The sequence below is a fragment of the Paenibacillus sp. PvP094 genome, from assembly GCF_040546835.1.
Taxonomy (GTDB): domain Bacteria; phylum Bacillota; class Bacilli; order Paenibacillales; family Paenibacillaceae; genus Paenibacillus; species Paenibacillus illinoisensis.
On sequence record NZ_JBEPOM010000001.1, the window covers coordinates 3,042,037 to 3,054,625 of the forward strand.

The 12,589-nt window shown below is 45.4% G+C and carries 13 protein-coding genes; 11 read left to right on the plus strand and 2 right to left on the minus strand.

Going from position 1 to position 12,589, the window contains the following annotated elements; genetic code table 11:
- The first annotated feature begins 4 nt into the window (after nt 1–4).
- From ABIC22_RS13980 to ABIC22_RS14025, 11 genes are all read left to right on the plus strand, one after another.
- Nucleotides 5–538, plus strand: a complete 534-nt coding sequence (locus tag ABIC22_RS13980) for a hypothetical protein (RefSeq protein WP_127539866.1) — start codon at nt 5–7, stop codon at nt 536–538.
- Between the two features lie 102 nt (nt 539–640).
- Complete coding sequence (locus ABIC22_RS13985) at nt 641–985, plus strand: YflT domain-containing protein (protein ID WP_095292442.1); 345 nt, start codon at nt 641–643, stop codon at nt 983–985.
- Nucleotides 986–1,319: 334 nt separating this feature from the next.
- Nucleotides 1,320–2,471, plus strand: coding sequence for a PP2C family protein-serine/threonine phosphatase (locus tag ABIC22_RS13990; protein ID WP_354481525.1), 1,152 nt, complete (start codon nt 1,320–1,322; stop codon nt 2,469–2,471).
- 15 nt (nt 2,472–2,486) lie between these two features.
- Nucleotides 2,487–2,993 carry an MCP four helix bundle domain-containing protein gene (locus tag ABIC22_RS30145; protein ID WP_483312546.1) on the plus strand — a complete coding sequence of 169 codons (507 nt, stop codon included), beginning with the start codon at nt 2,487–2,489 and terminating at the stop codon, nt 2,991–2,993.
- 385 nt (nt 2,994–3,378) lie between these two features.
- The gene (locus tag ABIC22_RS13995) at nt 3,379–6,207 is read left to right on the plus strand and encodes a response regulator (RefSeq protein WP_483312590.1); all 2,829 of its coding nucleotides are present in this window, start codon (nt 3,379–3,381) and stop codon (nt 6,205–6,207) included.
- A gap of 71 nt (nt 6,208–6,278) precedes the next feature.
- Nucleotides 6,279–7,151 carry a CheR family methyltransferase gene (locus ABIC22_RS14000; protein ID WP_127539871.1) on the plus strand — a complete coding sequence of 291 codons (873 nt, stop codon included), beginning with the start codon at nt 6,279–6,281 and terminating at the stop codon, nt 7,149–7,151.
- A gap of 16 nt (nt 7,152–7,167) precedes the next feature.
- Nucleotides 7,168–8,841: a response regulator gene (locus ABIC22_RS14005; protein ID WP_354481529.1), complete on the plus strand. Its 1,674-nt coding sequence runs from the start codon at nt 7,168–7,170 to the stop codon at nt 8,839–8,841.
- Nucleotides 8,842–8,927: 86 nt separating this feature from the next.
- Nucleotides 8,928–9,266 (plus strand): STAS domain-containing protein, encoded by a 339-nt coding sequence (locus tag ABIC22_RS14010; RefSeq protein ID WP_095361785.1) that lies wholly within the window; start codon nt 8,928–8,930, stop codon nt 9,264–9,266.
- Nucleotides 9,267–9,284: 18 nt separating this feature from the next.
- On the plus strand, nt 9,285–9,737 hold the full coding sequence (rsbW, locus tag ABIC22_RS14015; RefSeq protein WP_095361786.1) for an anti-sigma B factor RsbW: 453 nt from the start codon (nt 9,285–9,287) through the stop codon (nt 9,735–9,737).
- The gene (locus tag ABIC22_RS14020) at nt 9,734–10,507 is read left to right on the plus strand and encodes a sigma-70 family RNA polymerase sigma factor (RefSeq protein ID WP_095292462.1); all 774 of its coding nucleotides are present in this window, start codon (nt 9,734–9,736) and stop codon (nt 10,505–10,507) included. Before rsbW ends, ABIC22_RS14020 begins: the two co-directional genes overlap by 4 nt.
- Nucleotides 10,508–10,613: 106 nt before the next feature.
- A complete protein-coding gene (locus ABIC22_RS14025; RefSeq protein WP_127539876.1) occupies nt 10,614–11,663 on the plus strand; it encodes a magnesium transporter CorA family protein in 1,050 nt (349 codons plus the stop codon).
- Between the two features lie 11 nt (nt 11,664–11,674).
- Here ABIC22_RS14025 and ABIC22_RS14030 read toward each other — a convergent pair whose 3' ends face one another.
- Together ABIC22_RS14030 and ABIC22_RS14035 are read right to left on the minus strand one after the other, a co-directional pair.
- Complete coding sequence (locus tag ABIC22_RS14030) at nt 11,675–12,040, minus strand: DUF5665 domain-containing protein (protein WP_095361788.1); 366 nt, start codon at nt 12,038–12,040, stop codon at nt 11,675–11,677.
- 78 nt (nt 12,041–12,118) lie between these two features.
- The gene (locus ABIC22_RS14035; RefSeq protein WP_095361789.1) at nt 12,119–12,526 is read right to left on the minus strand and encodes a YtxH domain-containing protein; all 408 of its coding nucleotides are present in this window, start codon (nt 12,524–12,526) and stop codon (nt 12,119–12,121) included.
- Between the last annotated feature and the right edge of the window lie 63 nt (nt 12,527–12,589).

The window sequence follows — 12,589 nt, forward strand, 5'->3', positions numbered from 1 at the left end:
AATCATGATGAAACTACTGCTTGTTATGTTTAGCGTAATTTCTCCCTTTTCCGTTCAACCGGCAGCGGTACCTGCTGCTCAAGATATGCAATGGACGGTAGTGGAAGAAGAAGTGCCAGAGGTTACTCTGGCTGCTGATCGATCCGGACCGGTTCGGCATTTTCAGACTCTGAATGGCATTTCCCTGGATGACAGCAAAGGTCATATTATATCTGAGAAGGGTCAGCCCCTTCACAAAAAGGCAGATCCATATCTGGGTTGTCCCGAATATGAGTTTGCTGATGTCAAGGTTGGACTCTGTGAGGATACCGGAGAGATCCAGTATATCCACATTGATGGAACCGAGGAGCGGTTGAAACTCAACCAGCAGTGGATAGACATGAATGTCGAATCCATTCGCCAGGTTTTGGGTGAGCCGTATGTGGTAGCTGAAGATGGAGAAGTGTATCTGCGGGGTAATCAAGCCATTAAGGTTTATATCAAGCCCGGCACCGAGCAGATTGACGGAGTCGATCTGTTTGAAGATCATCTCCAGTAGAGGAGAAATGGTTTCTTATTAAAGAAGCGTTTCAAACCAAGAGAGCAAGGTTATATATTAAAAGTAGCTCGAAAAGAAGATTATCAGAGGAGAGTGGAGACGATGAATTCAACCAATGCGCAAGCTTATGCAAAAGTGGTGGAAAACGGAGTTCAAGCGGTAGAAGCGGTGAAAGAGCTGCAGAATACTGGTTACCTTGCTGATCATATCTTCGTTCTAGCCCACGAGAAGGATCGTACGGACCGAATTGCCGATACAGCGGATGCCAAGGAAATAGGTATCAAGGAAGAAGGCGTATTTGACTCCATGGCGAATTTGTTCCGATCACGTGGTGATGAACTCCGGGCCAAAATAGTATCCATGGGCTTTACAGAAGCTGAGGCAGACTTTTACGAGAGTGAACTTGATAAAGGCAAAGTGCTTGTTATTGCCAAGAAGAAGGATTAATTGGTTCAAATGGTAACTGAAGCATCCTGAACTAGACGAGCTTCAGATTCAAAAACATAGATAAGGAATGGGGATATCCCCATTCCTTATCTATGTTTTTGCGAGTTTGGAAGCGGGATCAGAACGCGGCAAAAACAGGGCAGCGAGCAGGTGTTTTTTCCTGTGGTGGTGCCATTTACTGATAGAAGTTTTTTGCTTTTACGATTATAGTTATAGTAGGAAATGTTATGTCTACCGCTGTATTGATTGCGAAAAATGTATATTTTGGGTTGTTACACGACTTGATAAAAATCGACAAACCCGGAACGGAACGCCACAGATAAGGGAGATAGAAATGAAAATACTTATTGTTGACGACAATCCGACGAATGTCATTATTATTCGAGAGATTCTGAAAAAAGAGAACTATCGTGACATTATAACCGCGAGTTCGGCCATGGAAATGTTTGAAGTTTTGGGAATCGGGGAGGAAAACAACGAACTGCGTCCCAGACCGTCGGATATTGACCTGATTCTGCTAGATATGATGATGCCTGAAATGGATGGAATTGAAGCTTGCGGTGTCGTACAAAAATTCGAAAATCTTAAGGATATTCCTATTATTATGGTTACAGCAATCGGCGACTCCAAGAAACTTGCCGAAGCATTGGATGCAGGAGCGTCAGATTATGTAACCAAACCAATTAACAAGGTGGAGTTAATGGCCCGAATTCGGCTTGCTCTCCGTTTGAAGCAGGAGAAGGATTGGCATAAGGAACGCGATCAGCGCATTCAGGATGAGCTTAAGCTGGCTGCCATGGTGCAGAATGCGGTGTTAAGCCCGGCGATTGAGGATCCGTTGTTCCATGTGAATGCCATCTATAAACCTTCTTTTGAACTGGCAGGAGATCTGTACTCCTGGTACCCGCTTGGTGAAGGACGATATGGGGTATTGCTGCTGGATATGATGGGACATGGTATTTCATCTTCGTTGTTTACCATGTTTATCGCTTCGGTATTGAAGGATACGGTTACGACCTACGTAGACCCCGAGAAGGTAATTCAGGAGTTGAATCGTCGCTTTAATCAGCTGCATCTGGAAAAGCAGTTGGTACAGTACTACTTTACAGCTATATATCTGGTTGTAGATACCCGAATGAAGCGTATTGACTATGTCAACGCGGGGCATCCGCCGGCATTGTTTTTCCAGGAAGATGGTAGTGTAGCGACTTTTGATGCCGTATGCTGTCCGGTAGGTTTGTTCGATAAGATGGATATTGAACCACAGACCATCCACTACGAGGGTGACGGACATATTGCGCTTTATACCGATGGACTGCTGGAGGCCGTTCAAGGGGATCAGGAGGAGCAACTGGAATTCCTGAAAGAGCAGCTGAAGGGCTCACATCAATGGAATGAAGCTCACATGCAGGCTGTGTTCTTTGATGACGAGATTCCCCAAGAGCGAGATGATGATAAATGCCTGGTGTGGATTACGTTAACATAAAGGGGCGGAAAATGAATGAAGATCAGAAATAAGCTGCTGATTGGTTTTACCGCTCTCATGGCCATCTTGATTGTACTTACATTTGTAAGCTATGAACGGCTGAATAGCAGCAATCAACAGGTTGATCAGATGTATCAGGAGCGGTACTTAAAGGTTAGATATACTTCGTCTGTACGCGGAGAAGTTAATGATATAGCGAAAGTACTGGCTAACTTGCTGCTTAACCCAAATAACTCAACGAATGCTGCAGAAAATGACCTTAAGGAAATGCAGGAGCGAGGAGAAGGTTTCCTCAAGGAAGTTCGTGAACGGGCGGATAGTGCAGGCGAGCATCAGCTGGTCGACCGTGTAGATGCTGCGTGGGAATCATATAATTCATATGCGAATAGACAGATCAGCTTGATGTCCCAGGGACGTGTGGAAGATGGAAACAACTACCGCAATTCAACAGGCCTTGCTGTGCAGAAGGAAGCTGTAGATAGTCTAAACGCGCTCTCCCCGTTTTCAGGACCAAGAGATTGATACGGAAATCAGGCAAGCGAACGAGGAGTATAACCGTGCCGTTCAGATTACAGTAGGCATTATGGTTGGTGGCTTGCTGCTTGCACTTGGTGTGATTTTGTGGGTACTCCCAAGTATTACACGAGGGCTGAATACAGTCTCGATGATGATTACAAGTTTTGGAAAAGGTCGGTATCGTACCATCAGACGCATTCAGGTCAAGTCTACGGACGAAATTGGGCAGATTGCGAATGTATTCAAAGAGGTATCGGCAGACCTGGAAGAAAAACAGGAAGTCGAGAAGGCTTACATGCAGGCACAGCAGGATCAAAACTGGATGAGCTCCAACATAGCCAGAGTGCCCGAATTGCTGCGAGGTGTTGGTTCCATTCGTCAGATCTCGCAAATGTTTATCAGTGAGTTTACTCCGGTCCTTGGAGCACAGCTCGGCGTGGTTTATCTGATTGATGAAGAGAAGCATCCCGATGAGTTGAGACGATACGGGGCATACGCCTTCGAGGAGAACAAGGACATTGGCAAGGAAGTATATCGGGTTGGCGAAGGTTTAATTGGTCAAGCAGCCTTGGATATGAAACCGATTATTCTTGAAAATACGCCTGAAGATTACATTCAGATTGGTTCAGCATCGGGTTCTACCCGCGCGACCAGCATTATGATCTTCCCTGTCGTTTTTGAAGATGAACTCATTGGTGTTGTGGAATTGGCTTCTTTTGAAGGTTTTAATGATCTGCATAAACAGTTGTTCTCTCAGCTCATTATGAATCTGGGTGTCATTCTTAATAATGTGCGCCGCCGTCTGCGTGTGGAGGAGCTGCTGCGTGAATCACAGGCTCTTACAGAGGAACTTCAGGTACAGTCCGAGGAACTGCAGACACAGCAGGAAGAACTGCGTCGTTCCAATGAAAATCTGGAAGAACAGACAGATGCCCTCAAACGTTCTGAGGAACTGCTGCAGCGTCAGCAGGAAGAGCTCGAACATTTTAATACCGAATTGATTGCCAAGACGCGTGCACTTGAAGAGCAGGTTCGTGAAGTCGAAGAGAAAAATGACGAAATTGAGAAAACGAAAACGCAGTTGGAACAGCAAGCCATGCAGCTGTCGATGACAAGCAAATACAAGTCCGAGTTCCTGGCAAATATGTCGCATGAGCTTCGGACACCGCTGAACAGTCTGCTGATCCTGTCTCAATTACTGTCTGAAAACAAGGAAGGCAATCTGAGCAGCAAACAGCAGGAATATGCTCAAACGATTTATATGTCCGGTGCGGATCTGCTTAAAATGATTGATGAAATTTTGGACCTGTCCAAGGTAGACGCAGGAAAAATGGATATCAATTATGAGACAGTTCGAATGGATGAGTTGACCGCTTTTGTGAAACAAAACTTTGGCCCCATGGCCAATAAAAAAGAATTGGATCTCAATATTGAATTTGAAAGTAATCTACCGGAATGGGTGTACACTGACGGGCATCGTGTGAAGCAAATTTTACGCAACTTGTTGTCGAATGCCTTCAAATTTACCAACCGGGGATCTGTTAGCATTATTGGACGGAAGATGAAACCGGAAGAACTTCCGGGGTATCTGAACACCAATCAGGAATATATCGGATTTACCGTGAAGGATACAGGAATTGGAATACCTTCAGACAAAACAGATCTGATCTTTGAAGCCTTCCAGCAAGTCGATGGAACTACCAGTCGCAAATACGGAGGAACCGGACTAGGCCTATCCATCAGCCGTGAACTTGCTCGTCTGCTTGGCGGAGCCATTCAGGTCGAGTCCTCTGAAGGTGTGGGCAGTTCGTTTACGTTATACCTACCGGACAATCATGAAGAAGCAGCTCCGGAAGAGGAAGGTGCTTCCCTGGCGGCTGCATCTGCCGAGTATGATTCGTCTGCAAACCAATCCGGGACAATACGTTCAAGCAGGCAAACGGTCATTGCACCAGAATCTGACAGTATTTCCCTAATGAACATGCCAGCAAACGACACGGCTGTATCCGTCCAGATGGATGATGATCAGGACAATCTAGCGGATGGTGACAAAATTCTGCTCATTATTGAGGATGACGTGAATTTTGCTCACATTTTGATGGATATGGCGAGAGGAAGAGGATTTAAGGCAATTGTGGCCACTCAAGGAGACAAAGGACTCGAAATGGCCCGTCAATATTTGCCGGATGCGATTATTCTCGACATTCAGCTTCCGGTCATGGATGGTTGGGCGATTCTGGGCGAACTGAAGAGCAGCTCGGCAACACGCCATATACCGGTTCATGTTATTTCCGTGATTGATGATATGAAGCAAGGATTGATGATGGGGGCCATTGCCTACCTGAAAAAACCATCTAGTAAAGATTCGCTGGATAAAGCCTTCTCGCATATCGAATCCTATACAGAGAACCAGTTGAAACGTTTGCTAATTGTGGAAGATGACGAAGTACAGCGCAAAGCAATCATTGAACTTATCGGGCATGATGATGTTGCCATAACGGCTGTGTCTACTGGCAGCGAGGCTTTAACCGAACTCCATAGCCAGCGGTACGATTGTATGGTGCTGGATCTGATGTTGACGGACATGACCGGATTCGAGTTGCTTGACCAGATCAGGGATGATGAATATCTGAATGATCTGCCGATTATCATTTACACAGGCAAAGAGCTGGATAGCAAGGAAGAAATGAAGCTGCGCAAATATGCGGAGTCCATCATTATCAAAGACGTGAAATCACCTGAACGTCTGCTGGATGAGACAACCTTGTTCCTTCACCGGGTAGAAGCCAATCTGCCGGAAGACAAGCGCCGAATTCTGCAGAAGCTGCATAACAAGGAAACCTTGTTTGAAGGTAAGAAAATACTGCTCGTGGATGATGATATTCGAAATGTATTTGCCCTTTCGAGTGTGCTTGAAGGCTATCGAATGGATGTTACGTTTGCTGAGAACGGGCGCGAAGCTCTTGAGATTTTGGATAAGAACCCGGATATTGACCTGGTGTTAATGGATATGATGATGCCGGAAATGGATGGATACGAGGCGATGACACGTATTCGGCAGATTCCGAGATTCGAGAAATTACCAATTATTGCACTGACGGCCAAAGCCATGAAAGATGATCGGGGCAAGTGTATTGAAGCTGGTGCATCCGATTATGTGAAGAAACCGATTCAAACAGATCAACTGTTATCATTAATGCGCGTGTGGCTGTATTCGTAACCCAATAGTTTGGGTAATGAACAACAATACAGCTATTACGCAAGTAACAAATGAAGAAGTGGAGAGAATCTATGACACCGTGGGAACCTACCGAGGCTGATGAACAATCGGTCCGCATGCCGCAAGATGAAGAACGCGAATTGATTGAGATTGAGTTGTTATTGGAAGGTATGCACCGTCTATATGGATATGACTTTAGAAATTACGCATTGCCATCTTTGAGACGAAGAATCTGGCACTACGCACATTCGGAAGGTCTTAAAACGATATCCGGGCTTCAGGAAAAGGTTCTGCATGAACGTTCAGCATTCGAACGTTTTGTACAGAATCTGTCCATTCCGGTGACCGAAATGTTTCGTGATCCTGCGCTCTTCCGGACATTCCGTGAAAAGATCATACCTGTGTTAAGGACATATCCTTATATTCGGATTTGGCACGCAGGCTGCTCCACGGGTGAAGAGGTGTATTCCATGGCGATTATGCTGCATGAGGAAGGTTTGTATGACAAGGCACGGATCTATGCCACCGATATGAATGACCGCTCACTGCAGCAGGCCAAGGAAGGCGTATATGGTATTGAAAAGATGAAATTATACACAACAAACTATTTGGAGGCAGGGGGTACCAGAGCCTTCTCCGAATACTATACAGCGAAGTATAACTCCGTTATGTTTCATCCTTATCTGCGAAAAAACATTATTTTTGCAGAGCATAATTTGGCAACAGACCGGTCATTTAACGAATTTAACGTTATCTTTTGCCGTAACGTCATGATTTATTTCAATGATGAACTAAGGAACCATGTGCATGGGCTATTTCATGAGAGCTTGAGCCATTTTGGCATTCTTGTTCTGGGATCCAAGGAATCGATCCATTTCACAGAATTTAGTGATGCTTACGAGCCGTTAGACCGGACGGAAAAAATATACCGGAAGATCAAATAGGGGGTTAGGGTTAGCCATGGGGCTCAATGAACCAATCCACATATTATTGGTAGATGACCGCCCCGAGAATCTGCTTGCTCTAGAAGCAGTTTTGGAATCGGAACAGTATAAACTCGTCAAGGCAACTTCTGGAGAAGAGGCACTTCGATGCTTGCTTAAAGACGAATTTGCGGTCATTGTGCTTGATGTGCAGATGCCTGGAATGGACGGAATTGAGACAGCGAAGTTAATTAAAGCGCGTGATAAATCAAAGGATGTACCCATTATCTTTATCTCTGCCAACAGCAGGGAAGCAGAACATTTATTTGCCGGGTATTCGGCAGGTGCCATCGATTACATGGTGAAACCGTTTATCCCCCAGATTCTCAAATCCAAAATTGAGGGTTTTGTCGAGATGTTCATCACGAACAAACGACTGAAAACCCAAACCATGCTGCTTCATCAGAAAACGCAGGAACTCGAGAAAATGAATCAGCAGCTGATTCAGGCCAAAGAGGAAGCGGAAATCGCAGCCAAAGCCAAAACCGAATTTCTAGCAATGATGAGTCATGAGATCCGTACACCGATGAACGGTGTTATCGGGATGGTCGATTTGCTGATGGAGACGGAATTGAAGGATGAGCAGAAGGAATATATCGATATCGTGCGAAAGAGCGCAGATGCACTTGTAACGGTTATTAACGATATTCTTGATTTCACCAAGATGGAATCCGGGAAAATGGAGCTGGAGGAGCATCCGTTTGATCTCGTTACATGTATCAAAGAAGTATTGGGCCTGTTCGCAATGGAAGCAGGTAAAAAGAATCTGGAGCTGGACTATTTCCTCGAGGATTCCGTTCCTGCCTTGGTGTACGGCGATATGGCTAGACTGCGTCAGGTCCTGATGAATCTGATTGCCAATGCCATCAAGTTTACGGACCAGGGTGGAGTCTACCTGATCGTTTCTGTTAACGAAGAAAAAGACGGTAGAATGACCTTGGAATTTGCAGTAAAGGATACAGGTATAGGGATATCCTCAGATAAGGTGGATCGCCTGTTCCAGCCATTTTCTCAGTTGGATACATCGATGACACGCAAGTACGGTGGAACTGGCTTGGGACTTGCCATTTGCCGGACGTTAGTGGAAATGATGGGTGGCAGCATTCATCTGGATACGAGCGAGAAGCGTGGGGCTACCTTTGTCTTCACCATTCAGGTACAGCGCTATGTAGAGACGGAACTGACCATCGGGAATGGAGAAGAACAACTGGAGAATATGGAACGTTATGAAATGCAGCCTTCCGTATTAATTGTCGATGATCACCCCATTAACCAAAAGTTGATGTCGATTATGCTGAGCAAGCTGGGCTTCACATCAGATACCGCAGAAGATGGACAGAAGGCGCTGGATATGGTTCTAGAGAATCCAGGCTATGATTATATATTTATGGATTTGCAAATGCCGGTTATGGACGGATTGGAATGCACACGTAAAATTCGGGAAAGTCTTCCGAAGGAAAAGCAGCCTGTTGTACTGGCCATGACTGCTAATGTAATGGAGGGCATCCAGCAGCGCTGCCTTGCTGTCGGAATGGATGATTACATCAGTAAACCCGTCAAGATGGGCAGTGTGAAACAAAAATTGTCGCGATTTCAGGAAGACCGCAAGGGCTTTAAATCAGCCTCCTCACCCATGAATCGAGCAAATTGAAATAATTGCTAATTATGATTTTGTTTCACCTGGGCACAAGTTGGGTTATTAGGTAAGGAAACCATTGATCAGGAGAGAGATGTCTAATGAATACAAATAAAAATGAAAAATTCAATGCAAAGACCGAAACACAAAACGGCGTGTGCACGGTATATCTTACCGGCGAACTGGATTTGTCGGTAGCTCCTGAATTTCGTTTGGTCATGGAGCCACTTGTGGACAACAAGGAGCAGGATTTGATTATTAACATGAAGGACCTGAAGTATATCGATAGCACAGGGATTGGAATCCTGTTATCTGTTCTGAAGGCACGACATGGAATGGAAGCACGCTTTGAAGTACAAGAAGTTCCTGCGCAGATTCAGAAGCTTTTTGATATGACGGGTATTGCCAAATTCTTTGTCTCACAGAAGAATTCCCAATAGGAAAGGATCGAAAAAGGAATGAATGCAGAAGTTCAAAGAGTCACCCTTAACTTACCGGCGACAGCTGATTACGTGGATATTGTAAGACTGAATCTTTATGGTGTAGCGTCCAAAATGGGATTTTCTTATGAGGACATTGAGGACATGAAAGTTGCTGTATCCGAGGCTTGTAACAACTCTGTATTATATGCCTACTCACACGAAGGCGGTATGGTTGAGGTTGTTTTTGAAGTGGACAACGAAACATTGGCTATTACAGTCAAGGACGAAGGTGCAAGCTTCGAAAACGTCAACCCGGCAGTATCACGCGCAGGCCTTCATGACACTGAGCTGACAGATGCCCAAATTGGTGGACTTGGATTCTATCTGATGCAAGCCCTGATGGATGATGTCAGTGTGGAAAGTGAGACGGGCAAAGGTACGAAAGTTGTACTCGTAAAACGTCTTGCAAGAAGTGAGGAGAAAGTATGAACGAAAAAGTGACTCCCCCAGAGTCCATGTCTGAATCCGTGGGTTTGATTTGGGAATACCAGCAAACCAAGGATAATGAAATTGCAACAGTGCTTATCCGCAAATATGAACCGATGGTGAAGATGGCAGCAGGCAAGATTGCCCGGAATCGTCCGGATCTGTACGAAGATCTGTATCAGACTGGCCAAATGGCTCTGATTCGCCTTCTGCAGCAGTACGATATTAATCTAGGCATTCCGTTTGAACCTTACGCCATGAAAAGCATGATCGGTCATATGAAAAACTATCTCCGGGACAAATCCTGGTATATTCAGGTACCTCGACGAATCAAGGAAAAAGGTGCACTTGTTCAACATGCTATTGATGAATTGACGGTGAAGTTTGAACGCTCACCAAGTGTGGATGAGATTGCTGAATACCTTGACCTGACCCCAGAGGAAACCATCGAAGTGTTAGCTGGTCGGGAATGTTACCACTACGTCTCACTTGATTCTCCACTGTCTCAGGATGAAAGTGCAGCAACGCTTGGTGAACTCATCAGTGCAGACGTAAATGATTTTGATTCGGTGGAGAAGCGGATGGACTTGCAGCAGGCATTGGGACAGTTGAAGGAACAGGAGCAGAAGGTGCTGATTTTGGCCTTCCAGGATGGTCAGTCTCAACGGGCGATAGCTCAGAAATTGGGTGTATCCCAGATGAGTGTTTCCCGAATTCAGAAGAGAGCTACTGAAAAACTGAAACAGATCATGTCTAATGCTTCAATGTTATGAGATGTGAATCCCTGATGTTGTTAAGTACGGCATAAGAAGGACACGTGATTCCACTGGAATACATACGTGTCCTTTTTTGAAATTTGTTTTGGATGTGCTGTATATTATGAAATCCAGGAGTGATGTTGTGACGGTGGATCGGGTCAAGCTGGCAGCCAGGCGTGACAAATTATCATTTTCGGAGCAGTGGGATTGGTGGGACTGGGTCGCACCAGAAGATAAGGAGATGGCCGAAGTTATAGAGGGGCTTATTGAAGAGTTCCCAGAGATGCAATACTTCCTTCGTAAGATCCCAGAGGTGCATTCCAATTACCTGTCTGTACGGTATTTAAACGGGACAGATCCGGTTATATTTGGTTCACTTTTATATGCAGTCAAAAATGAGAAAGATAGTTCACGCAAAGATAATCAGATGTTTTTCTATGTCGACCAAAAAAGTTTGGTAACGATTAATTTGGATGATAACACCAGAGGAATTATGAATACGGGAGAACGCTCTGCCATGCTGCAGCAGTGTAACACAGCTCGTGATGGGATGTTTGTTCTGTTCCGGGCCATACTGCACTACTATCATGTGGGCATGGATCAGTTTGAAATGCATTTGCGTGAACTGGAACGGAAGATGGAATCGCGGAATGCTCGAACATTGATGGACCAAATTCTTGAAGCGCGGTTTGAGCTTTTGTATTGGAGCAATCTGTTTATTCCTTATTCTGAATTAATGGCTGCAGCGCGGGAGGCCTATCTGGATGATATTGAGGACAGTCGTTTCTTCAAGCAGCTGCAGCACCGGATCGAGCGTATGGAGCGTCTCTTTCAGCACTATGAAAAAGAAATCGACACACTCATTTCTATAGATAATGCGACTTCCGGTGTACGTGGTAACGAGATTATGAAGACACTAACCATCGTTACTTCGGTATGTACGCCCGCAACGGCTGCCGGTGCAATCTGGGGGATGAACTTCGAGAACTTGCCTTTGATAGACAAGACATGGGGAGTTGTATTGGTCATCGCACTCATCCTCGCCAGCATGGCTAGCATGTATGTATGGATGATGATGAAAGGCTGGACCGGAGATCTGTTGAAGTTGAAGCCCACGCAGCGACCGGCTGATGACCCCGGGAAACGGGGCAATTCCGTGCGGAAGGGATGATGGCTCTTAGCCTAGCTCTTGTAATCGTCAATATATCCAAGCAGATCTGCAATGTATTGTCCCACAATCGGCATGTTTACAAATTGACTGAGTATAAGACCTAAGAGACCAAGGACAACAAAGGTTCCGAGGGTAAGTCCAAGTCCTCTCGCCATACCTGCAGTAAAATTGGTGATGATCCGTTTTTTGGGACTGGTGTAATTCTCGATAATATCCTTGATCTGTGCCTTTTCCAAACTGTCCGCAAGCTGATCCAGGCGTGTGTTCAGTTTTTTGACTTCATGGCGCAATTCAAAAGGATGTTCTGCCGTATCATACTGCTGCGATGGTTTGCTTCCAGTAACGGGGGTATTTCCGTTTAATGTGACTTTGCTCATGTGAGTCCTCCTCCTATTACAATGGATGAAAAATAGCCAGCTGAAACTCAGCTGGCTATTGACCATTCGCTCAAGCCTTTACAGGCTGGTCGAATTCAGCTCTTTTCGTGCATCTTCCTTTGCTTCCTCGGAAGCGGAAGCAACTTCGCTGGTCGCTTTAGTTGCTTCATCCGCTACATCCGCGGACGCTTTCCTTACCGATTCCATGACGTCGTTACGGCCTTGGTTCACCGTTTTTGCGATATCGGAAGTTTTGGTAGAAACAGTTTTAGCGAGTTCGGTAGCCTTGTCACTGACAACGGCTGCAACTTCCTTGGTGCGGTCGGTAACCATACCAACCTTCTCGGAAAGGTCGCCGCGAAGTTCGCGTCCTGGTTTAGGGGCGAAGAGCAATGCTGCTGCTGCTCCCAGCAAGCCACCAATGAAAATGCCTTTTGCGAAAGTCGAACCGCTTTGTACAGGATATTGATCTTCTGCTTTATTCATGTCTAATCACTCCTTCTTTAAATTAAAAAACGTTTACGAAACAACGAACACCTTGTTGACCGA

Bases quoted from the DNA above. Each gene is read 5' to 3' on its own strand.
- ABIC22_RS30145 (WP_483312546.1), top strand. From the start codon at position 2,487: ATGAAGATCAGAAATAAGCTGCTGATTGGTTTTACCGCTCTCATGGCC.
- ABIC22_RS14035 (WP_095361789.1), bottom strand. From the start codon at position 12,526: ATGAATAAAGCAGAAGATCAATATCCTGTACAAAGCGGTTCGACTTTC.
- ABIC22_RS13985 (WP_095292442.1), top strand. From the start codon at position 641: ATGAATTCAACCAATGCGCAAGCTTATGCAAAAGTGGTGGAAAACGGA.
- ABIC22_RS14030 (WP_095361788.1), bottom strand. From the start codon at position 12,040: ATGAGCAAAGTCACATTAAACGGAAATACCCCCGTTACTGGAAGCAAA.
- ABIC22_RS14000 (WP_127539871.1), top strand. From the start codon at position 6,279: ATGACACCGTGGGAACCTACCGAGGCTGATGAACAATCGGTCCGCATG.
- ABIC22_RS13995 (WP_483312590.1), top strand. From the start codon at position 3,379: ATGTTTATCAGTGAGTTTACTCCGGTCCTTGGAGCACAGCTCGGCGTG.
- ABIC22_RS14005 (WP_354481529.1), top strand. From the start codon at position 7,168: ATGGGGCTCAATGAACCAATCCACATATTATTGGTAGATGACCGCCCC.
- rsbW (WP_095361786.1), top strand. From the start codon at position 9,285: ATGAATGCAGAAGTTCAAAGAGTCACCCTTAACTTACCGGCGACAGCT.
- ABIC22_RS14020 (WP_095292462.1), top strand. From the start codon at position 9,734: ATGAACGAAAAAGTGACTCCCCCAGAGTCCATGTCTGAATCCGTGGGT.
- ABIC22_RS14010 (WP_095361785.1), top strand. From the start codon at position 8,928: ATGAATACAAATAAAAATGAAAAATTCAATGCAAAGACCGAAACACAA.
- ABIC22_RS13980 (WP_127539866.1), top strand. From the start codon at position 5: ATGATGAAACTACTGCTTGTTATGTTTAGCGTAATTTCTCCCTTTTCC.
- ABIC22_RS13990 (WP_354481525.1), top strand. From the start codon at position 1,320: ATGAAAATACTTATTGTTGACGACAATCCGACGAATGTCATTATTATT.
- ABIC22_RS14025 (WP_127539876.1), top strand. From the start codon at position 10,614: ATGAAATCCAGGAGTGATGTTGTGACGGTGGATCGGGTCAAGCTGGCA.